Below are 23,046 nucleotides of genomic sequence, written 5' to 3' on the forward strand. Positions count from 1 at the left end.
ATTGCCCTAATACATTGAAAACGCACGAAGTTATCATCCAGCCTGGCCGGTCAGAACGGCACTATTGGCGCGACCTGTGGCGTAACCGCGAGTTGATGTATATTTTATCCATGCGGGATGTTTCCGTGCGGTATAAGCAGACAGCTCTGGGTACAGCCTGGGGGCTGATACGTCCATTGACGACCATGCTCATCATGGTATTTGTGTTCAGTAAAATAGCCAAACTACCCGCCGACCCTGGGGTTCCTTACCCGCTTATGGTACTGGGCGGAATAACCGTCTGGACATTTTTCGCAACGGCTTTTACGCAGATCAGCAATAGCGTGACCATGAATTCAAACCTGGTCACGAAAGTTTATTTTCCACGCCTGATCATGCCCATTAGTTCGGTGGCGGTTAGTTTTATTGACTTTCTCGTATCGCTGGGGTTGTTCATTGTCCTTGCCATGTGGTACCGGTTTATTCCCGACTGGCATTTGCTCATGCTGCCAGCATTTATTGTACTGGCTTTACTGGCTTCTTTTGCATTCGGATTATTTTTTGCGGCTGTTAATGTACGTTTTCGTGACATAGGCCAGCTTATTCCGTTTATAGTACAGGTAGGTTTTTATATTTGCCCAATAGCCTACAGCAGTCGGCTAGTAGCGGATAAACAAGACGAATGGTGGACGCCTTTTTACTGGATGAATCCTATGGTTGGTATAATTGACGGGTTCCGCTGGTCGTTACTGGGTGAAAAGGCATACTTTAACCCGCAAAGTCTGCTTATATCCATTAGCATTGTGGGCGTTTGTTTGGCCTTGTCACTTTACTTCTACCGGAAACGCGAGAACACATTTGTGGATGATATTTAAAGAATTACAATTTATTATTTATGACGCGTGGATGGCCCAGGCGGCCGTAAACTGTAGATCGTAAATCGTAAATCAATATGTCTGTTATTACTGTCGAAAATATAAGCAAGCAATACATCATTGACCACAAAAAGGGCAAAGGTGCCAATACGCTGCGTGATGTGATTTCGGAAAACGTCCGGTCTCTTTTTGGAAATAAAAAAGAAAAGGATGTGGTCACGCACGAAGAGTTCTGGGCACTTCGCGATGTAAACTTTTCGATCGAACAGGGCGACCGCGTGGGTATTGTTGGTCATAACGGGGCCGGAAAATCAACCATGCTCAAAATTCTGAGCAAGATTATCGAACCCACCACCGGCACTGTCCGCATCAAAGGCCGGGTAGCCAGCCTGCTCGAAGTAGGAACGGGGTTCCACCCTGAACTGACCGGCCGGGAAAACATTTACCTGAACGGTTCATTACTGGGTATGACGCGCAGCGAAATCAGGAAGCAGTTCGATGAAATCGTGGCGTTTGCGGGTGTCGAAAAATTCCTCGATACGCCCGTCAAACGCTATTCATCAGGCATGTACGTTCGATTGGGATTTGCTATCTCGGCACACCTCGACCCCGAAATCATGATTGTTGATGAGGTGCTGGCGGTAGGTGATGCCGAGTTTCAGAAAAAAAGCCTCGGTAAAATGCGGGATAACTCGGCCAGCGGCCGAACCATCATTTTCGTTAGCCATAACCTTACGGCCGTTCAGGCGCTGTGTAACAAGACCCTTTACTTCGAAAAAGGGCAGCTTATCGAACAGGGTGAGACCAACCAGGTTATTGCGTCATATCTGAGCAAGGTGTCGAAAACAAGGCTCCTGCGCCAGTGGGAAACGCCCGAAGAGGCTCCCGGCAATGACCTCGTTCGCGTGCGCCGGATTGAACTCGTTCCAGAATACCTTGACGATCTGACCCATATCGATGTCAGAACGTCGATGAAATTCAGGTTTGAGTTTTGGAACCTGATGGATCATGCGAACCTCAACCTGAGTCTGCATCTGAATTCGATGACCGGTGAGTGTATCTTTAACATTGGTACACAATCAAAACCCTTTGGCAAAGGATTGATTGCCGGAGAGTGTACCATTCCGGGATTTTTCCTGAACGACGGATCGTACACAATCTCCATGATGATTGTTAAGGATACAGTTACCCCCCTATTCGTAATGGAAGAAGGCATTACCTTTGATGTGGAAGATTATCGGGAGGGAATTGCCTGGTATGGAAAGTGGCCGGGTTACGTTCGCCCGCAAATACCCTTTCATACAATAATGCTGGAACCAGTCACCAGTGAACAATAACTTGCAGGCAGTTTTGCCGTTACAGTTAGTACTATCGGCATTCACTACCTATTTATTGTTGACTCTTATCTTTTAGTTGCTTAATGATTAATGTCACGAAATCTTATCTGCCAGAACTCGACGAGTATACTGCCTACTTGAAAGGTATCTGGGAGCGTGTTCATTTGACGAACGATGGGCCACTTCTGCGCAGGCTGGAAGATGAGCTGAAAGAGTTTCTGGATGTAAAATACCTGAAATTCTGCACCAACGGCACTATTGTGCTTCAGATGGCTCTCAAAGCACTGGACATAAAGAAAGAAGTCATCACAACGCCTTTTTCCTACGTGGCTACGACGAACGCGCTGCTCTGGGAAGGCTGCACACCTGTATTCGCCGACATCAGCCCGGATGATTATAATATCGATCCGGAGAAAATCGAACCGTTGATTACGGCCGATACGCAGGCAATTATGGCCACGCATGTGTATGGCAATGCGTGTAAGATCGAACAGATTCAGGCCATCGCCGATAAGTATAATTTAAAAGTTATTTACGACGCAGCTCATACATTCGGGGCAAGTTATAACGGCAAGTCTATCTTGAGTTACGGCGACCTGAGCACCTGTAGCTTCCACGCTACCAAGGTATTCCATACTGTTGAAGGAGGTTGTATCGTAACCAACGATGCCGATATGGCCCAGAAGCTGCACTACATGCGGTCGTTCGGGCATCAGAATGATAACTACTACGGTGTTGGCATCAACGCCAAAAACTCGGAGTTACATGCCGCCATGGGTTTGTGCGTGCTGCCAAAAGTACCCGAGTTGATTGCTGCCCGTAAAGAACGATTCGGGTATTACGACAGTCAGCTGGACTTCAGTAAAATAACCCGACCCACCCTGACGCCCGGTGTCGATTATAACTACGCCTATTATCCGGTAATTTTTGATTCTGAAGAGACGCTGTTACGGGTAACTGATGCCCTTAAGGCAGAGGATGTTATGCCGCGCCGGTATTTCTATCCTTCGCTCAACACCTTACCTTTTACCTTTAGGCCGGGTACGACAACTGCGCAACCCTGTCCGGTTTCGGAAGATGTATCCTTACGGGTGCTTTGCCTGCCCCTCTACCCTGACCTGGCCGAAGCAGATGTTGACCGCATTGTTGCGACTGTCAATCTGGCCGTCGGTATCGTACCCGAAAGCGTATAACAGAGCCCCAAACTGGCCAGTAGACTGACTTACATCGATCAAGTCGGTTTATGAGGCCTTTTTTTTAGGTGCATCTGTCCGAGAACTATCCTTCTATGAGTAGCTTATACATTATTCCTCTTATTCTGTTTGTCATTTATGTCGGACGGCTTTCCTCGCAGATTTGCCGACGCTCCCTGACAGAATGGTGGCTGACAACATTTTTGCTAGGTGCCGGTAGCGTTATTTTGACAGGCTTCGTGCTATCCGCCCTGTATCTGACGGCCAACGCACCAGTTTGGGCGGGTTCGGTATTTATTACGGCAACCTTACTCGGAAAACTACTAAGTCGCCTATCTGGCCAGAATGCCGGTTTTTCGGTCAGAAAACTTGTTCAGGAACGTCTTCAAACGGGTAAGAACTGGTTCGCAGAGTTGTCTGCCTACCCCCGTTTTTTATTCATACTGTTATTCAGCACCTTAGGCATCATTGCGGTTACCAACCTCCTGCTGGTGTTCTTTACCGTTCCTAATGAATGGGATAGTATGACCGGCCACCTCAACCGCGTGATGCAATACATACAGCGGGGTACCATGCGGCATTTTGGCGGGACGAACTGGAACATAGATACGTATCCGAAGAGTGTTTGTACCCTTCAGATTTATTCGTTTCTGATGACCGGCCATTTTGAGAATGGCTTCAAATTTATTCATCACTTGAGTTACTGGACAGCCATTGTTGCCGTTTTCGGCATTGTACAGCGCATTGGTCAGAACCGGCTATCGGCTAGTTTTTTCTGTGCGTTGGCGTATGCCCTGCTTCCCGATTTTCTGATGCAGGCGATTACCACCGAAACCGACATTGTTCTAACTGCCTACCTGAGCGTACTGCTATACATGCTGTTCACGTACCGCACGATCGGTATCCAAACGGCCGATAGCCGGTATCTGTATCTGGCGGGTATGGCGTTTGGGATTGCATTTGGGCACAAAATTACCTTTGCCTTACTGTTGCCTTCTGTATTCGTCATCATGATATATACGGTTTTCCTGTCGCGTTCGTGGGCCATAACGTTCGGGCGGGTATGGCGTCTGGGACTGGCAATCGGGGTTGGGGTTTGCCTGTGGACACTACCGACCGGTTACCTTAAAAACATTGAAGTATTTGGTCACCCAATTGGTCCTCCAACAGCCCTTAAACACCAATCAGTGGAGCGGGCAGGTTCTCTCCCCAACTTACTTGAACAGGGGAGCCGCAATGTGGTTCGGTACGTCTACGACCATGTGAATCTGGACGGCATCCGAAACGTAAAAGCTGGCGCCGACCTGAACCATGCTATGCGCAAGCCAATGGTATTGCTGGAAGATAAATTACATATGCGGCTGGACGAAGAGACCGACTTTTCCATTCAGGCGTTTGCCTTCGATCGTAAGTTTGTGTTTTATAACGCCAATCCCTATTGGGGCATTTTCGGGTTTGGGTTGATCTTGCCACTATTGGTGCTGGTATTGGTGGGCTTCATTCGCTCAACCCCGCACATTTATGTAGGGATTGCCCTGTTGCTCCATTTTGCAGCTCTATCCTATTCGGCCCCGTATGACCCCTTTAAAGGACGTTATTTTATAGAAACAGGGTTGTTTGGCGTTACCTTTCTGGCGCTGCTGTTTCTCCACCCACGCACAACCGTCGATGTACCCAACCGACCAATCTGGAAAGGCTATGTAGCCCTCGTTACGGTAATGGGCTGCCTGTCGGCACTCATGTGCGTCTTCCTGAACACCCGTGCACTACCATTCGCCTGGACGGGCCCCGATGGCATTTCCTTCCCGTCGGCATTCACGTCTGACAGAATCCGGCAGATAACTATTGGGCGCCCTGACACTTACACTCCCTACAAACGCTTCGACGAGTTGGTGCCCGAAAGTGCAACCGTCGCGCTGGCAACCATCAACGATGACTATGAGTATCCACTCTACGGACCCAAATTATCCCGTCGGTTGATAGCCATCAATCCGTTTGAGCAGGGACTTAAACCAATTCCGAAAGAGGCCGATTACCTGTTTTTCGACAAAAGCGTTATTTCACCCCAACCCGGCGATATACGTCTGGGTACCGATACCACCCTGCGCGCCAGAATGATCGTACCGGGAGAAGATTATTATCTACGGAAACTGAAAAAAGGAGTGAAGAGCGAGGAGTGAGGAGTTGCTGACGCGCGAATACTACCAGCGTCAGCAACTCCTCACTCCTGACACCTCACTCCTGACACCTAACTCCTGAAAAGATGACCCTTGCCATAATGCAACCTTATTTCCTGCCTTACATTGGCTACATGCAGTTGATGGGAGCAGTGGATACCTTTGTTTTGTATGATGATGTCGCGTTTATCAACCGGGGGTGGATTAATCGAAACAGATTGCTGATTAATGGTCAGGAGTATTTATTTACCATTCCGTTAAAAGATGCCAGCCAGAACAAACGAATCAACGAAGTTCATCTGGCCGATGACCCAAAATGGCGCAGTAAATTGCTGAAGACCATTGAGCAGGGCTATCGGAAAGCGCCCTGTTATCAAACGGTTATGCCCCTAACGGAAAAAATCATCAATTTTACGACTGATTCCATCGCCGATCTGATCTATTTTAGCCTCGTCGAATTAAATACGTACCTTGGTTTATCGACGCGACTGGTTGCCTCTTCGACCATCTACGGCAATAGTGAATTAAAAGCACAAGAACGGATTCTGGACATCTGTCGGCAGGAAAACGTATCCCGTTACATCAATCCCATTGGGGGCATGGAGTTGTACACTACCCCAGCTTTTGCCCAGGCAGGTATCGATCTCAAGTTTATAAAAGCCAAACGGGCTGATTATCCACAGTTTAAAAATGATTTTGTCCCCTGGTTATCCGTCCTGGACGCACTTATGTTTAACGACATACCAAACCTCCGGAAGTTGCTGGGGGAATATGAATTAGTTTAGTAGTCGAAGCAAGAAGTTGTCCGAATACATATCCGGTCTAACTTTCTGCTCCTCCCACCTTATCAAACTATGGCAAAAGTGATCATCTTCGGGGTTATGGACACGGCAGAGCTGGCCCATTTCTACCTCACCCACGATTCGGAACACGACGTAGCGGCTTTCACCGTAAGTCGTGAATACATAACAGGCACTGAATTTCAGGGTTTACCACTAGTCGCATTCGAAGACGTAGAAACGCTGTTCTCTCCGCAGGAGTACAAGTTTTTTGCGCCTATGACCGGCCGGAACATGAATCGTAACCGGGAGCGTATCTACCTCGAAGCCAAAGCCAAAGGGTATGAGTTCATTTCCTATATCAGTTCAAAAGCCACCTTGTTTGGCAACCAGATCGGGGAGAACTGCTTTATTCTGGAAGACAACACCATCCAGCCATTTACGACCATTGGCAACAATGTGGTTCTATGGAGCGGCAACCATATCGGGCACCACGGGCAAATAAAAGACCATGTATTCTTTACCTCGCACGTAGTTATGTCGGGCCACTGCGTGATTGAGCCTTACTGCTTTTTTGGCGTGAATAGTACCATTCGCGACTTCCTCCACATCGCTACCGGAACCCTTGTTGGCATGGCCTCTGCTATTTATAAAGACACCGATGAGTGGGGTTTATACCTCGGCAACCCGGCCAAAAAACTTCCCAAGCCCAGTTACGAAGCGTATTAAAGCGTAAAGCCTGCTAGTCTATACTATTGAAAAAGCTGCTGTTAATAGGCCACGATGCCAACCGTGCCGGCGCACAAATTGTGCTGCTCAACCTGATGCGGTTGTTGAAGCAGGAAGGCCTTTCCATGCATTTACTGCTGGGAGAAGGCGGTCCGCTGCTCGACGACTACCGGGCAATTTGCCCGGTAACCATCTGGCCTGCCCCCAGCCCGTACGTAGTCGGAGCACTCGCCGATAAAGTGCTGTTTAAAACAGGACTATGGGAGCGATTTCAAAAGCGGCAACGGGTGAGTCGGCAACAGGCTATACAGGCGGAGATTAACCTCGATTCGTTCGATCTGGTGCTCGTCAATACGGTTACCAGTAGTCGGTGGTTTAGCCAACTGATGATACCCGCCCGCACGCCCGTCGTTACCTTCGTGCATGAACTCGACATGTCGGTTCGGATATACACCCAACCCGACGAGCTGGCTTTCTTGCTTAACAGAACAACACAGCTGCTGGCGGTATCGAACGCGACTGCCCGGTATTACGAACAGCAGCACGGCTTCGATCCAGCCCGAATTACGCTCTATACACTTATCGATACCCCTACCCTGTCTCGAACGGTTCAACAGGCCCGCAAGCAGCCAAGTCCCTATTTGTCGCTGGGTTTGCCGGATAACGCCCTGATTGTGGGCGGGTGCGGCAATGCCGAATGGCGAAAAGGCAACGACCTCTTTATCACACTGGCCCGACAGGTAATTGGGCGCGTGCGGAACGACACAACAGCCCAAAAAGCGTCAATCGACCAACCTGTCCATTTTGTCTGGGTTGGCGTGCCATCGGGAAATCTGCGGGACGATCTGCTGGTCGATATTCGTAAAGCAGGGCTTGGTGATTACGTTCACCTGATTCCGCCTACGCCGGACGTACTGCGTTATCTGAGTCGGTTCGACGTTTTCGTACTCTGCTCCCGCGAAGATCCTTATCCGCTGGTGGTGTTTGAAGCGGGGTTAAGCGAAGTGCCGGTGGTCTGTTTTGACGATGCCGGTGGCTCGCCCGAACTGGTGGAAACAGACGGTGGTTTTGTTGTGCCTTACCTCGACCTCGACGCCATGAGCAACCGTGTCATCGACCTGCTCCAGGAGCCGGATTTACGAAAAAGGATGGGGCAGCAACTTGCTCAAAAAATACTTGACCGCCATCCGGCTCAGCAAAGCGTCGAAACTCTTGTAACTTTGTTTGAGAAACTGACTCGACAATAGCCCCTTCTACCCCTTAGTGGTCGTTTGCCGTGCCCCCTGTATGACTCTTGCATTCACGATTTGTTCCATAAATTATTTAGCTCAGGCCCGTACCTTGGGCGACTCATTACGACAGACCAACCCCGATTACCAGTACATAATTGGGTTAGTTGATAAATTGAGTGTTGCTAACTTACCCGCAGAGCTGGTTCCGGAATACCCCATGCTGGAGGTAGACAAAATCGGCATTCCTGATTTTGCGGCCATGTGCGATCGGTATGATATTACGGAGTTAAACACCGCCGTAAAGCCGTTTTATATCGACTACCTGTATCAAACGTACCCCAATGCCAGCGAGGTTATCTATTTTGATCCCGATATCATCGTTTTTCAACCGCTTCAGGAGTTAAATGAAGCCTTGGCTACACACAGTCTGGTATTGACGCCCCACACCTGTTCGCCAACCACCGACTGGGAGCGCCCGAACGAACAGCATCACCTGAACACGGGCATATTCAACCTAGGTTTTATTGGGCTGCGTAACGATGCCACCGCCCGTCAGTTCGTCAACTGGTGGAAAGATAGACTGGTGTATGAGTGCCGGATTGACCTCTGCGAAGGCCTTTTTGTCGATCAGCACTGGGCCAACTTCGCTCCCGTTTACTTCAACAACGTCCTGGTTGACCATCACTTAGGCTACAATATGGCCTACTGGAACCTGCATGAACGATTTATCAGCCAAAACGAAGCCGGAAGCTGGATGGTTAGTGGCGAACGGACGTCGCAGCATCTCTATCAAACCGAACCGTTGCAGTTTTTTCATTTCAGCGGTTATAATCCCGACAAACCCGAGGAGATTTCCAAGTACCAGACACGCTATAGCTTTCCCAAGCAAGCCAACCAGGCCAGTGGTAAACCAGTCCGCTTTGCCGATCGGCCCGAACAGCAGCGACCCGATGTAAGGCCTTTGTTCGATTTGTACCGCAGCCGACTGCTGGCTAACCAGAACGAACTGTACCGCCAGTATCCCTGTGTGTATATCAAGCCGCCTAAAATTTTTCGTTATCAACGGGTACGCAGGTTGTTGAAGACTCCTTTCAACCGCCTTATCACGCTCCTAGAATCTCGTTAGTTATGACAGAAGGGCCTCGTTTTCGGGAAGTCTGGATTTACCGCTTTCATAAAATCACCCATATTATCGGGAAATTCTGGTCGTTTGCCGTTAAGTACCTTCAACTCCGGTTACTGAAAAGTAGACTAGGGAATCGGCAGCTAATCGCCATTATCCTGTCGGAACAGATGGGTGATATTATTGCCTGCGAGCCGGTTTCGCGGGAAGTACGCCAGCGTCATCCTGATGCCTATATCCTCTGGGTCGTAAAGGAAGCCTTCGCTGATCTGGTTAGGTACAACCCCAATCTGGATGGATTCCTGACCGAAAAATGCCCCGGAGAACGGGTACAACTGCTCCGCTCCGGCATCTACGATAAGGTCTACAACCTGCATATTTCGCACCGTAAGTGCAAATACTGCCCCGAAGACCCCGTGAACCCAACGGCCGATCAGATTGGCCTTACCTTCGATAATTACTATCACCAGGGCGATTTACTGTACATGTTCTCGCAGGCGGCCGGGCTACCACCCATGACCGACGAGCCCCGGATGTACATTCCGGAAACCATTAAAGAATCTGTACTAGCCCGGCAACTTCCAGATCGGCCCATTGTTATACATTGTCAGTCGAGCCATATTGCCCGAGACTGGCCCGCTACGAACTGGAATAAGCTGGTAGACTGGCTGCTGGCAACGTATCCTTATCCAATTATCGAAGTGGGACTTACGCCAACTATCCGTACCACTAACTCACGGTTTATTAACTTGTGCGGTCAGCTAAATTTACTTGAAACGGCCGAAGTTATCCGACAGGCGCAATTGTTTATTGGTATTGACAGCGGGCCCGCCCATATGGCCAATGCAACGGGGGCAAAAGGCATTCTGCTTTTGGGCAAACTGTATGATTTTGTCGATTATCTGCCCTACTCAGGTCGTTATAAACGCGGAGAAGGTGTGACTATTCTAAACAACTTTGGTCATCCATGCGCTGAATTACCTTACGAGTGGGTACAACAGGCCGTTCAGCAACAAGTAGGTCAACCCAAACGAGTATGATGCAGTCCAGGTCTGTTAGTGTCAATATAGTTATACCGGCCTACAAGGCTCAACTTACCGATTATGAGCGCATTGCCTTAACGCAATGTGTGCGGGTGCTGGGCAATTATCCCATATGGCTCGCCACACCCCACACCCTAGATATTACGGCTTATCAGGAAATAGGTCCCGGTATTAATGCACGTACGTTCGACGAGCGGTACTTCACGGATGTACAAGGCTACAACCGGCTCATGCTGTCGGAAGAGTTCTATAGTGCTTTTGCCGATCAGGAATACCTATTGATTCACCAGTTGGACGCGTTTGTTTTTCAGGATGATCTGGCTTACTGGTGTCAGCAGAACTACGATTACATTGGCGCGCCCTGGCTCCGTGACCGCGACTTTACAGGCTTGTTCGACAAACTTGACTTTACAATTCGACAACGCCTGGCTACCTGGTTGAACATGAAAAAACCGGACGGCATTACCCCGCGCGAAATCATTAACCTCAACGGCGTAGGCAACGGCGGCCTTACCCTCCGGCGCGTATCGGCGATGTTGCGTTGCTTAAAACGGTTCAAGCATAAAATTGAGGAGTACGAGCGCAAAACGATGCATCAATACCACGAAGATGTTTTCTGGGGTATTGAAGTCAATCGGTACTGGCCCCATTTACGCATTCCGCCTTATCGGAAAGCGCTCCACTTTTCGATTGAATTTTTCCCTGAATGGGCGATTGAGCATTATAATCAGGGCAAGCTACCCTTCGGTTGCCACGCCTGGAATATACACGGTACTGATTACTGGCGCACTGTTTTCGCCCGGTATGGCTACCAAATCTGATTTTTTGCATGAATGAAAGTCCGCGTCCATCCATCTCAATTGCGCTTTGTACGTACAATGGCATGGCCTACTTACCCGTACAATGGCAGAGCTTGCTGGAGCAGCAGCAACTGCCCGACGAAATCGTTATCTGCGATGACCAGTCTACCGACGGAACCGACGAATTGCTTACCCAACTTGCCGCCGACGCACCTTTTGTGGTGCGGGTTCTTGAAAATACCGTACGGCTGGGGTCTAATAAAAATTTTGAACGGTCACTGTCGGCCTGTACCGGCGATCTGATCTTTCTATGCGACCAGGATGACTTCTGGCTGCCCGAAAAAATAGCTACGATGACCCGTTATATGACTCAGCATCCCGAAGCGCAGGTGGCTTTTTGCGACGCCTGGGTTACGGATGAGCAGCTTCAGGAAAAGAAGGGCCGGTTTTGGGAGGTTGTACGCTTTGATAAAAAAGCACAGCATCGCTGGCGAACGGGCGAATCGCTGGAAGTACTGCTGGACGGCAATCGAATGATGGGCTGCGCAACCGTTGTCCGGAAATCCTTCCTGAAAGTGGTACTGCCCGTACCCAACGATTTACCCGCCGATTATATTTATGATGGCTGGATGGCTTTAGTAGCCGCCACCAGCAACTCGGTACATTTTATTGATGCTCCTTTACAGCTATACCGGACGCACGTTCATCAACAGGTAGGTGTGCGTGAAAAAGAAGCGACTGATTCGGTGCGATTGCAGGACCGATTGGCCCGGCGTAGAGCGGGCAAACTTGCTCCCCTTCGTGAGAAGCAGTTGAATCTGAACAAAATAAGCCAGTTATTGAATGCGCGTGTTTCAGCAACTGCGCCGGGATTTTCTCAACTTCGCCGGCGATTAGGCCATTTTACGATGCGCAGCAGTTTACCTGACAACCGGCTTGGGCGTGTACTACCGGTTCTGCGTAGTTTACAACGTGGCAACTACAACCGGTATGCCGATGCATCAGCCAACTGGTATGCCCCATACTTGGCAATGTTGGGCGATTTACTTGAATGACGTAGCTTTGTATTTACTGTGCTATTAACCATCTGTACCCTCTCACAACTTCCCCAGGCTATTGCACTGGGCGATAGTTTTGTCCGCCATTCGGGCAGTTCGACCAGCATCCCTCCGGTTATTCTGGGTCTGGTCGATGATCCGGCCCGATTACCTGCTGGCTTTGTTTCTCCCTATCCGCTCCTGCCGGTCAATGAACTGGTTGCGTCTGTGTCACTGGCAGAGTTATCCTCGCTTTATACACCCACCGAATTCGCTGCGGCCTGCAAACCAGCTTTTATAACGGAAGTATTTCGGCGCTATCCCGAAATTGATAAACTTCTTTATGCCGACCCGAATATCTGTTTCATGGGTCCGTTGTCGACAATCTGGCAGCAGCTTGAAGAGTCAACCGCCCTGCTGACACCGTTTATTACGCGCAATCCAGCCGATTCGCTTTGGCCCGACGAGAAGTTTTTTCAGAACATCGGCCTGTATAGTTCCGACTTCCTGGGTTTCCGCCGATCTGACGAAACGGATCGATTATTAGCCTGGTGGACGGACCGGGTTCAGCAAAGAGCGTTTATAAACTACTGCGAAGGGCTTTGTCTCGACCAGATCTGGCTAATGCACGTACCGGTCTTTTTCAAGCATGTACGTATAGTTAAAAACCCTGGCTGGCACGTTGCTCTCTGGAATCTGCCCGAGCGTAGCCTCCACCAAACCCAAAACGGCTGGCAGGTAACCGGCCCCGAAGGGCAGAACCAGCCCCTTTTGTTCATGAATGTTAAAGGATGGCTTTATCCCGATCAGGGCTTTTTTCCGCATCAGAACCGGCTTCGCCTGTCGGACAGACCCGAACTTGGCTCCTTACTGGACACTTACCGGCAAACATTGCCCCCTTCTTCAGAGCTTAGTGGGAAATCAATAAAACCGGCTTATGGGCAACAGCCTGAACCGGTGGTTCTGCGCGGATGGCGTTATTCGGCTGTTCAGTCATTTCGAAGTATTACCCGATTTATTGATCAGTTATCTCTCCCAGGCTAAGGCTGCGGACCGTTCGAGGAATATTAACCAACGAGTAAGGTTTTATCCCCTATTAACTCTAATTTTGTAGGCAAATCATCTCAGAAAAATACAAACGCCTGCCGTTTGTAGATTTCCCTTCATGAAAGTACTTTACGACCATCAATCGTTCACGGGCGTACCCTACGGGGGCGTTTCCCGCTATTTTTTTGAACTGATGCGTTCGTTTGCCAAGCGAACAGATATTGAATTTGAACTATCCCTGCGATTATCTAATAACGAATATCTTGATCAGGCTTCCTTTAGTCGGCACCTACGGTATCGAAGTTTGGCTCAGGTACGAAATGTTCATCGGGTTGCCTCCGTCCTAAATCGCCTTTACAGCCTTCGGCGCGTGAAAGCGGGCAAATACGACATTTTTCACCCAACCTACTACCATCGCTATTTTCTGGACGCGCTGGGCAATAAACCCTTTGTCATCTCCTTCCACGACGCAACCAGCGAACGGTACGGCAAACTATACCCCGAAGTGGGCGAAGGATTATACGACCTAAAAAAGCTGTTGCTGCGCCGGGCTGATTGTATCATTGCCGTTTCGGAATTCTCGAAGCAGGAAATTCTGCGTTTTTTTACCGTCGACCCGGACAAAATAAAAGTTATTCACCTGGGTACTACCCTTGGAGAATATGCTTCGGCAAGTGAATACACCACCCCGCCCTTACAGGCACCATACCTGCTGTATGTTGGCAAACGGGGTTTATACAAAAACTTCACCGGCTTTTTTCGGGCTATACAGCCCGTTTTACAACGGTATCCCGATGTTCACCTGATCTGCGCCGGAGGTGGCGCGTTCAGTAAAGAAGAACAAACCCTGTTTCATGCAGCCCGGTTAGCTAACCGCGTCCATTACCGACCGGCTTCCGATGCCAGTCTGCTGGCCCTGTACAAACACGCCCGTGCCTTTGTTTTTCCGTCACTCAATGAAGGCTTCGGTATACCGGTTTTGGAAGCCTATAGCGGAGGCTGTGCTACTGTGTTGAGCAACCGCAGCTCATTGCCCGAAGTAGCCGCCGATGCTGCGCTTTATTTCGACCCTGAAAACGATGAGTCAATGGCTTCGGCCATCGAACGCATTATTACAGACGATGCGCTGTGTGCAGACCTGAGCCTGAAAGGAATTGAGCGGCTGAAGAATTTTTCATGTGATAAAACCGCCTGTCAGACATTGGAGGTTTATCAATCTCTACATTAACCGATGGCATCGACTCCCGCTTCACTCCATCCATTTGTTACTAAGCCGTACTCGTCTGTTTCTACCAATCGCACGGATAGCCGAACGTATCCCAAACTTACTGTCGTTACCCCGTCTTACAACCAGGCCCAGTACCTGGAACGTACTATTTTGAGCGTACTGAACCAGCAGTACCCTAATCTGGAGTATTTCATTATGGATGGCGGCTCTACCGATGGCAGTGTCGATATCATCAAAAAGTATGCGCCTTACTTAGCTGGCTGGGTGAGCGAAAAGGATAAAGGGCAAACCGATGCGATAAATAAAGGTTTTAAACGGGCAACCGGTGATTACGTCGCGTTTCAAAACTCCGACGACGTGTTTGCTCCAGACGCGTTTCATCGGGTTGCCGAAGCTTGGCGCAAAGCCCCGGATACGGACGTTTTTTTCGGAGATATGTACATCACAGACGAAGCTGACGTTATTCTGGAAGAAATGCGGGCACCGGCCTTCTGCGCAGAATGCCATATTTACGAGGGAATGCAGGTGTTTAACCAGTCGCTTTTTATTCGCCGGGAACATTTAATCCGTTTTGGCATGCTCGATGAAAGCCTGCGTTTCGTGATCGATTACGAAATTGTAGCGCGGTTGGGCGTTCAACCCGGTATGCAGTTTAAACACGTTAACGGGTTCTGGGGCGGCTTTCGGGTCCAGCCCGACGCCAAATCGTCAACGATTGCAAGCACCGTAGGCCTTCAGGAACACAGGCAGGTAAAAGAGAAATACCAGCCTATGTTAACCTCGCACCTGGGAGCCTCCTTCTGGCAACGGTACTGCCGCCTGCGTAAGCTGATGACGTTCGTACTTAAAGGCGAATTCGCCTATGTACGGCACCGGCTTCGGCTGAATAAATAAATTGTCAATTAGTTACAGAAATACGTATGCCAACGTCAAACCAGTACAATTGACCTTAAACCTATTAACCGATTCGCATTTATGAACAATTTCATTCGCTTTGTACAGACACTCGACTATATGCGAATGGTTGTCGGTATCTGTATTATTCTTGATGGGTATCCTTTAATCTTCTTTTTTCGGGAAACCCTGAAACTCGCCCCCGGTAGTACTGCCTTTACGGCGGCTGCACTGGCAGGGGGCTTATTACTCATGGTTCCGTTTACGCTACTTCGCCGATTGTATCGACCCAATATGTTAATGCTCACGCTGGGAATTAGCTACATTCTACTGAGCGTCTTTTACATGTTCTATTTCAATGCGGTACCAGGCTTTAAAGATTATGACCGCGACCTGATTTATTTTGCGTATGTTCTTATCTTTTTATTCCTGCTCATAAACGTACCAAATGAGGTCATCCGGGTTTTTATCCCTATAGTTGTCTTGTTCACGCTGGTTTCTAATCTGGGCTTAATTTATGCGTTAATTACAGACCCTACCTGGGCCATTGGTCAGCGGGCAACCATTACCCTCAATAATGGAGACGAAGGGTCTGGCAACCCTCACGCTTTTTCGCGAAATGCGTACATGGGCATCATCGCCTGTGCCATCGGCCTTTTACGGCCTCAGTCGAATATCCTGTTCAAGTTACTTTGTTTCTTTGCGGGGGTGTTGAACATTGCCGTTCTGGTACTTACCCAGACTCGGTCGGGCATTCTGGCTTTTATTCTGGCAACAATTCTATTTATGTATTTTCACGTTCGGCCGGCTGAGATTCGTTCGGCGGTTCGTAGCCTCGTCAAACCGGTCCCCATCTTTATCATGATTGTGGGCGTGATTGGAGTCGTCTATTTCTTTCAGCGCTACTTTACGGCTTACCTGATTTTATATGACTATGTTTCCAGCTTTTTGGAGCGTAACCTGGAAAACGTCTATGCGCTGTTTGGACAGAAATCGCAGGGGGCTGATTACAAAGCGGTACTCGATGACTCGGCGGCTAACCGAACCGTTGGTCTGACATTCCTTCGAAACCTGATGGGCCCCAAAATTTATATGCTTATTTTAGGCTACGGGTATAAGTTCCAGTATTTCGATGTGCCTCTTCTGGAGGCACTAGTCAACCAGGGGCTTCTTGGCTTGTTGACATTCGGGGGCATTAACGGCATGGCGTTCTATTATTCCGTGCAAAATATGCGCACAAATCCCAATCAGCTAAATACTTTCCTGGCCTATTTTTATCTGCTTCTGATTGTACAGCTCTTCACCAATGGGCGACCGACGGAGATTTCTTACTGGTTTCCACTCTCAATGATGATTCGGTTTATGGGCGTGGAAAACTTATTTCCCGCTCATCTTACCAACCATGCCGTTGACAATACCCAGGATCAATTTATTGTTGTGCCTTCCGCTGAACCAGCCTGATGCGTATTCTTATCGTTCATAATCTATTATGGGCTCATTATAAATCCACTGTCTTTCAGGCGTTACAACAGTTGGTTGACCAGCAGCAAAACACTGAGGTTCGGGTTCTGCAAATTGCCCGTAACGAGCGCTCACGTGCCGGCCTGGAAGCCTTTACCGACGCTTCGGCACCTACTTATGCATACGAGCATGAATTACTGTTCGATCGATTCGTAGAAGAAGTTGGCCTGTATGAACGAGTTAAGGCCTTACTCCAACGCAGCAGGGCTTATCGACCCGACGTTATTCACCTGACGGGTTATTACGATCCGGCACAACTTACCCTATTACTCTGGGCAAAGGCCAACGGCATTCGGGTGGTCATGCAAAACGAAAGTACAGCTTCTGATCACCAGCGCGGGGGGTGGAAAGAGCAATTCAAACGCTGGTTTTTTCGTCAGTGCGATGGTTTTTTTTGCTTTGGCAGTCAATCGGCCGACTACCTGTTGCAGTTGGGTGTTCCGCCGGCCAAAATACTTCTTCGAAAAAATGCGGTAGATAACAACGCCCTTCGATCCGTTTACGAGAAGACACTCCCAAACCGGGAAAGCATCCGGCAGGCGATGGAGTTGCGAGCCAAAAATTTCATTTTTGTGGGACGGCTCATTCAGGCCAAGAATCTACCCGTTTTACTTGATGCGTTCAGCCAGGCCCTTCAGCGTACAGTCAATCCGTCTGTTTGGGGGCTAATACTACTGGGCGACGGCACCGAACACGAGCCCCTTGTTGAGCAGATCAGCGCACTTACCTTATCGAACGAAGTAACTATTTTACCCGGTCGACCCTGGTTTCGGGTGCCTGAAGTACTGGCTTTGAGCGACGTTCTGGTACTGCCAAGCCGCTCGGAGCCTTGGGGACTAGTTGTTAACGAAGCCATGGCTTGTGGACTGCCCGTTATTGTTTCGGACCACTGCGGCTGCGTGAAAGACCTGGTACATCATGAGAAAAACGGGTTCGTTTTCGACCCGGACCAACCTGCTCAACTAACGCAATACCTGCTTCGATTTATGGATGGTACTGTGAATGTCCGCCAAATGAGGCAATTCGCCAGAGAGTCTATTGAACCGTATGCGCCCGAAGTAGTCGCAAAGGAAATGCTTGATGGCTTTAGAAAAATCATGAATTAATCGAATTACCACGCAGCGTCTATGCGAATTTTAAATATCTGCGCTTACACCTGGCAATCGGGTGGTCCTCCCAAGATTATTTTCGATCATACCGAAGTCGTCCTCCGATATGGCCATCAGGTAGACATTCTGAGCCCTGTTTCGCCCGGCGAAAAGCCCTATCCTGTTCCAGACGGCGCACGGCTGATTTTATGTCAGCGGACCCCTGTTATCAATAAATTCTTCCGCGAATTCTCGATTGAGCTGTATCAGTATCTTAAAAAACACGCTCATGAGTACGACATTATCCATTGCCACGGTCTTTGGCATTTCGGCACGCTGGCTCCCTTCATGATTGACCGTACTGTGGCCAAGGTGATTACTGTTCATGGAGTACTGGATCGGTGGGTGTACGCGCACAACAACTGGAAGAAGCAGTTAATGGACTCACTGGCCCAAAAAGCATATCTACAGCGGGCTGATCTGGTGCAGATAAACAACACCGACGAGCAGGAAGATGTGCTGCGTTACCTTGGGCATGTTCATCCGAACCTGGTCATCATCCCAAACGGGGTTAAGATGAGCGACTTCGCTACGCTTCCGCCCAAGGGTACGTTCCGCCGGAAGTTTGGACTGCCTATGGATAAAAAGCTGGTGTTGTTTATGAGCCGCCTGAATGCAAAGAAAGGACTCGATCTACTGCTGCCCGGCTTTCGTGAATACGTTCGACAACACCCGGACACGGTGCTGGCTCTGGCGGGTCCTGACGACGGCTATGAAGCAACTGCCCGGCAGTTTATCGAACAATACAACCTCAGCGAATCGATTCGGATGGTGGGCATGCTAACCGGCGACGACAAGAAAGCGGCTCTCGCCGATGCCGATCTGTTTACCCTTCCCTCCTATTCTGAAGGTTTTTCAATGGCTGTACTCGAAGCTATGGCAGCGGGCACACCCACCCTGGTTTCCGATCGGGTTGGCTTTGGCGAAGTGATCCGGGAACACAAAGCAGCCGGGCTGTTAGCCAGTTTAACCCCGGCAAGTGTAACGGAAGGGCTGGAAATAGTACTTGCCGATGAACAGCTGCGCCAGAATATAGCCAGGAATGCAACGGCCTTGCTAAAAAAACAATATGATATCGATGTAGTTGCCAAACAGCTCCTGGATGAGTACACCAGAATTTGCAAAAAGCCCTGACCTACACCCGCACATCGCGACGTATTACAGTAGACCAATCAACCTGCCTGTCGGCTTCGGCGAGATCGACAAAGGGGAAATCGAGAAGTAGCCGCTGCAACTTGGGCAGACAGCTCTCCAGGCCATAATACGACTTAAACTGGCGGGCCCTGTTTAGGCCGGGAATCATGGGTTGGCCCGGATCGAAATCGCGGGGATGAAAATAGGTCATGACGTATTTTGACCGGCTCACTAACCCCTTTATGACCCGGTAGGGAAAAAGCCGGAAATAACCGCCACCTGAAAAGATAAGGTCCTGACCGAATACGGGGGCGGTATTGATCGGAAACTCCTTAAGCAACGCCCCGCCAATGTTCAGATAACCCGGCTCAAACATATTCAGAGACGCATCGCCCCCGTGCGAGCGACGGGCCGAAAAAACGGAGCAATCAATTTCGATTCCCTGTTCAAGCAAAACTGGGAAAACCCAGCGATTGTATTCTTTGATGGAAAATCCTGGTGCTCGATACGAGCGAACTTTTTTACCAGTTAAATCCTGTAAGTGCTTGATTGACCGCTCCAGATCGGCCTGAAATTCGGCGGGTGTCTGCTCATAAGCAAGCTGGTGTGCATAAGAATGGGTAGCAACCTCATAACCGGCAGCGTCGATCCGACGGATAATCTCGGGGTGCTTATCGGCCACCCAGCCCAGGCAAAAGAATGTGGCCCTGCTTTTAGTTTCTTCCAGGAGTTGAAAGATCCGGTCCATATTATGGTAAATCCGGGTCTCGTATCGGCTCCATTCCGCTTCTGTTCGGGTCGAAGCATTATCCAGAAGGTGAAACCACTCCTCAATATCAAACGTCAAAATATTCATAATAAGATCGAAAGGGACGAAGGGGAGGACAAGGACAGGAAGGAGCGCGGCTAGCCTCTCCTTTTTCTCCTTAATCCCTTTCCTCCCCTTCTTCCTTTTAATAAAACCGCTTACCGGCCGCCAGAAAAGCTTTTACATCGTCACGGGTTGGAAACGTGAAGTAAGTCATCTGGGATGCATCATTCTCTATTAACTCATACTTACCCGAGTGAATTTTTTCGATGGACTTGAGCATGGCGTCCATACCCATTTTCTTGGTCACATCAATTAATTCGGCCTGGGTCATGTTGCCAATGGCAAGCTTCTCCTGTACCAGAATAGGGCCGTTGTCAATGCCTTCATCCACAAAGAACACCGATACGCCCGTATGCGTTTCCCCGTTCTTTAACACCCAGAACGACGGCATCAGCCCACGATATTTGGGCAAAAGGGCCGTATGTAGGTTTATACAACCGTAAGTAGCTACATCCAGCAGCTTACGTTTAAAAATTTGATTCCCGGCAATCGAGAGAAATAAGTCAGGCTTATATTCCTTCAGCTTTTCCAGATTTTCATCTTTATTGATATTCCCATCGATATGAATGAGTGGAATATTTCGATCAGCCAGCACCTTGCGCACGTTGTTTCGGCTATCCAGTTTCGACGCGACAAATTTGAAGCCATAACGCACAAAAAACGGCAGGCCAAAAATATCGTACGTTTTCTTCATCTTCTCACTAAAGCTTTCCCGCTTACCAAACGGCGAAACATCAAACACAACTGTGGCAACAACTTCGGCGTATGGCGGTAAGTTTTTCAGCAAATAATCGATATTACGAGCAAGATAGAAAGGATCATCCTGCGTAAGAATCACAAGGCGCATAAACGAGTATATAACATTGAAGCCACAAAACTACGCATTAGGACCCGAAAGGCAGTATTCGTTTATCAACGTATAATCAGTTTTTGGCGAATTAAGTGTCCGTTAACGGTTTGTATGTCGGTAACATAAAGACCCGCTTCCAGATTGTCGAGTGCCAGCGAAACAACCTTTTTAGGCGTACCACGCCAGGTTTTTACGGCTCTCCCCAGTAAATCCCGCACAGTTAATTCAGTAAAAAGAGCCTGATCTGCTTCTACATACAACACTCGGTCAGATGCCACAGGATTCGGGTAAATCTTAACGAGCGGTTCGTTAGGTTCGGTACCCAGCACCAGCGGGCGGGCACTAACGACGTTGCTGTAGGCCGACTCGGAAACAGCACTGAACGCCCGTAAGCGGTAGTAATAGGTGCCAAACATATCCGGAACATTAGTATCGTTATACGCGCCGACTGTTCCGCCGAGATTGGCTAACGGTGTAAAATTTGTGGGGGTACCGATGGCCCGTTCCAGAATCTGGTTTTGGGTCGTTGGCAAGACAGCCCAGCTCAATTGTATCTGTTTTTCGGATATGGGCTTGGCCGCCAGTGTTGTTACAGCGGGGATCGCATCGGCAATAGCCACATTATCGAATGAGAAAGCCCGCATTCCGCGTGTATTCCGAAGCGTAGGCCCATCGTAGAACGGTGAAACGGCATCCGAGAAATAGGCAGGCAGATAGCGGATCGTTTTGGCCGAAGTCGGCTGTTTTAAACTTAAAATCACCCGATTTCCATTGGCCGAACCACCCGTCACCAAGCCCGACTGCCGGTCCAGATAAAAGAAATCCTTCTGTTCCCGGAAGGCAATTTTAGCGCCTGTTGCAAAATTGTAGAAGGTGGTATCGTTTTTCCAGACCATCTGCATCTGATCGTCGAAAACCAGCGTAATGGAATCTTTGCGGGTGTTATAAAATACCTTTTTTATATCCGGCGAGTTGATCTGGAGCGTATCCTTCGACCCATATATATCGCGGGCAATGAGCCTGAACTGCTCGAAAGCCATTCGCTGGTGCGCAAGTCCACTGTAATGAACCCCATCATAACCCGGTGTTCCAACGGTAGCAATGGTTTCTACATTGTTGAAGATATATTTTGTTCGTCGCTGAAAGTCGCGCAGGGCAGCAGCACTATCCTGCGGGTTGTTTAAAATATTGATTTGCCCTACGTAAATACGGGCGTTGCCGTAATCTTCTCTGAACTGATTATAGAGTGTAGTAAACTTTGCCGGGTACCCGGGCAGACCACTTCCCGCGTCTTCTTCGCCCTGTTTCCAGATGATCGCTTTCGTTTGTTTGGCAATCCCAGCCCATTGCGCCCGATTTAGCAGATCGCCATAGAACGTAATTGGATTGGCGTGATTGAGCGGGTCGCGAACAGACAAGGCACTGATGGGTGTTCCGCCCATGGCCCCATTGATGACACAGGTAGGAATACCATAATTTTCAAGAATAAGCCGCTGTAATGTCAAGCCTAACCCGCCAACGCTGGCAAAGGGCTGTTTGGCTGGATACCAACTCATTTGAGTGGGTAATCCAAGATAAGGGTAAGCTACATTCCGCATGTACTTGTCATTGAAATTAAACGAGTACAATTCATCGAAGTTACTCAGCGCCAGTGCGTTAGACTGCCCATGTATGATATAGACATCGCCACAGACAATCCGCTGGGAATTGGCAACCAGTAATGAATCCTGTCCCTTAAAGAGATATACCTGAAAAGAGTATTCGGCGGGTTCGGCTTTGATAATTGTTGATAAACTAAATGGGGCATTACTGCTCGATGGCTCCAGACTTTGGCTCACCACTTGCGTCAACACGCCCTCCCGCGCCATTCGCATCGTTATTTTTGTATAACCGGGCGTATCCATTTTGCCACTTACGATAACTTCGGCCTGGTTATTGGCATCGCGCGGATATAACTGTAATTCACGGGGTAGCCGCTCAAAAACCAGTTGTCCCTGAGCTTGGAAATAGTACAAAAACAATATAACCCCAATGTAAAGTCTATTCATT

The 23,046-nt window shown here is 49.0% G+C and carries 20 protein-coding genes; 17 read left to right on the forward strand and 3 right to left on the reverse strand.

From position 1 onward, the window contains the following. The first annotated feature begins 14 nt into the window (after nucleotides 1-14). The 17 genes from NT073_RS14850 (at nucleotide 15) to NT073_RS14930 (ending at nucleotide 19,276) form a co-directional block, all read left to right on the forward strand. On the forward strand, nucleotides 15-854 hold the full coding sequence (locus NT073_RS14850) for an ABC transporter permease (RefSeq protein ID WP_297374921.1): 840 nt from the start codon (nucleotides 15-17) through the stop codon (nucleotides 852-854). Between the two features lie 77 nt (nucleotides 855-931). Then, on the forward strand, nucleotides 932-2,191 hold the full coding sequence (locus NT073_RS14855) for an ABC transporter ATP-binding protein (RefSeq protein ID WP_297374924.1): 1,260 nt from the start codon (nucleotides 932-934) through the stop codon (nucleotides 2,189-2,191). A gap of 83 nt (nucleotides 2,192-2,274) precedes the next feature. Further along, entirely contained in the window at nucleotides 2,275-3,384 is a 1,110-nt protein-coding gene (locus NT073_RS14860) for a DegT/DnrJ/EryC1/StrS family aminotransferase (RefSeq protein WP_297374927.1), read from the forward strand. Between the two features lie 95 nt (nucleotides 3,385-3,479). Then, on the forward strand, nucleotides 3,480-5,564 hold the full coding sequence (locus NT073_RS14865; RefSeq protein WP_297374931.1) for a glycosyltransferase family 39 protein: 2,085 nt from the start codon (nucleotides 3,480-3,482) through the stop codon (nucleotides 5,562-5,564). Between the two features lie 83 nt (nucleotides 5,565-5,647). After that, entirely contained in the window at nucleotides 5,648-6,346 is a 699-nt protein-coding gene (locus tag NT073_RS14870) for a WbqC family protein (protein WP_297374934.1), read from the forward strand. A gap of 69 nt (nucleotides 6,347-6,415) precedes the next feature. Further along, complete coding sequence (locus NT073_RS14875) at nucleotides 6,416-7,069, forward strand: acetyltransferase (protein ID WP_297374936.1); 654 nt, start codon at nucleotides 6,416-6,418, stop codon at nucleotides 7,067-7,069. Between the two features lie 26 nt (nucleotides 7,070-7,095). Beyond that, nucleotides 7,096-8,316 carry a glycosyltransferase family 4 protein gene (locus tag NT073_RS14880; protein ID WP_297374938.1) on the forward strand — a complete coding sequence of 407 codons (1,221 nt, stop codon included), beginning with the start codon at nucleotides 7,096-7,098 and terminating at the stop codon, nucleotides 8,314-8,316. Nucleotides 8,317-8,356: 40 nt separating this feature from the next. Beyond that, entirely contained in the window at nucleotides 8,357-9,427 is a 1,071-nt protein-coding gene (locus NT073_RS14885) for a glycosyl transferase (protein WP_297374940.1), read from the forward strand. A gap of 2 nt (nucleotides 9,428-9,429) precedes the next feature. Next, complete coding sequence (locus NT073_RS14890) at nucleotides 9,430-10,464, forward strand: glycosyltransferase family 9 protein (protein ID WP_297374942.1); 1,035 nt, start codon at nucleotides 9,430-9,432, stop codon at nucleotides 10,462-10,464. After that, a complete protein-coding gene (locus tag NT073_RS14895) occupies nucleotides 10,461-11,288 on the forward strand; it encodes a DUF5672 family protein (protein ID WP_297374944.1) in 828 nt (275 codons plus the stop codon). Before NT073_RS14890 ends, NT073_RS14895 begins: the two co-directional genes overlap by 4 nt. An 8-nt stretch (nucleotides 11,289-11,296) precedes the next feature. After that, the gene (locus NT073_RS14900) at nucleotides 11,297-12,322 is read left to right on the forward strand and encodes a glycosyltransferase (protein WP_297374946.1); all 1,026 of its coding nucleotides are present in this window, start codon (nucleotides 11,297-11,299) and stop codon (nucleotides 12,320-12,322) included. A gap of 18 nt (nucleotides 12,323-12,340) precedes the next feature. Continuing rightward, on the forward strand, nucleotides 12,341-13,348 hold the full coding sequence (locus tag NT073_RS14905) for a hypothetical protein (protein WP_297374948.1): 1,008 nt from the start codon (nucleotides 12,341-12,343) through the stop codon (nucleotides 13,346-13,348). Between the two features lie 121 nt (nucleotides 13,349-13,469). Beyond that, complete coding sequence (locus NT073_RS14910; protein ID WP_297374950.1) at nucleotides 13,470-14,579, forward strand: glycosyltransferase family 1 protein; 1,110 nt, start codon at nucleotides 13,470-13,472, stop codon at nucleotides 14,577-14,579. 3 nt (nucleotides 14,580-14,582) lie between these two features. Continuing rightward, nucleotides 14,583-15,473: a glycosyltransferase gene (locus tag NT073_RS14915; RefSeq protein ID WP_297374952.1), complete on the forward strand. Its 891-nt coding sequence runs from the start codon at nucleotides 14,583-14,585 to the stop codon at nucleotides 15,471-15,473. Between the two features lie 81 nt (nucleotides 15,474-15,554). Beyond that, nucleotides 15,555-16,934 carry a hypothetical protein gene (locus NT073_RS14920; RefSeq protein WP_297374954.1) on the forward strand — a complete coding sequence of 460 codons (1,380 nt, stop codon included), beginning with the start codon at nucleotides 15,555-15,557 and terminating at the stop codon, nucleotides 16,932-16,934. Further along, nucleotides 16,934-18,100, forward strand: a complete 1,167-nt coding sequence (locus tag NT073_RS14925; RefSeq protein ID WP_297374956.1) for a glycosyltransferase family 4 protein — start codon at nucleotides 16,934-16,936, stop codon at nucleotides 18,098-18,100. The genes NT073_RS14920 and NT073_RS14925 overlap by 1 nt, the downstream gene beginning before the upstream one ends. A 21-nt stretch (nucleotides 18,101-18,121) precedes the next feature. Beyond that, complete coding sequence (locus NT073_RS14930) at nucleotides 18,122-19,276, forward strand: glycosyltransferase (RefSeq protein ID WP_297374958.1); 1,155 nt, start codon at nucleotides 18,122-18,124, stop codon at nucleotides 19,274-19,276. Nucleotide 19,277: 1 nt separating this feature from the next. Here NT073_RS14930 and NT073_RS14935 read toward each other — a convergent pair whose 3' ends face one another. The 3 genes from NT073_RS14935 to NT073_RS14945 all read right to left on the reverse strand — a co-directional run bounded on the left by NT073_RS14935 (nucleotide 19,278) and on the right by NT073_RS14945 (nucleotide 23,045). Then, the gene (locus NT073_RS14935) at nucleotides 19,278-20,132 is read right to left on the reverse strand and encodes a polysaccharide deacetylase family protein (protein ID WP_297374960.1); all 855 of its coding nucleotides are present in this window, start codon (nucleotides 20,130-20,132) and stop codon (nucleotides 19,278-19,280) included. Between the two features lie 97 nt (nucleotides 20,133-20,229). Further along, on the reverse strand, nucleotides 20,230-20,994 hold the full coding sequence (locus NT073_RS14940; RefSeq protein WP_297374962.1) for a formyltransferase family protein: 765 nt from the start codon (nucleotides 20,992-20,994) through the stop codon (nucleotides 20,230-20,232). 65 nt (nucleotides 20,995-21,059) lie between these two features. Next, complete coding sequence (locus NT073_RS14945; protein WP_297374964.1) at nucleotides 21,060-23,045, reverse strand: sialate O-acetylesterase; 1,986 nt, start codon at nucleotides 23,043-23,045, stop codon at nucleotides 21,060-21,062. Between the last annotated feature and the right edge of the window lies 1 nt (nucleotide 23,046).

Origin of the sequence: Spirosoma sp. (assembly GCF_026391055.1) — a bacterium.
In the GTDB taxonomy this organism is placed as follows: domain Bacteria; phylum Bacteroidota; class Bacteroidia; order Cytophagales; family Spirosomataceae; genus Spirosoma.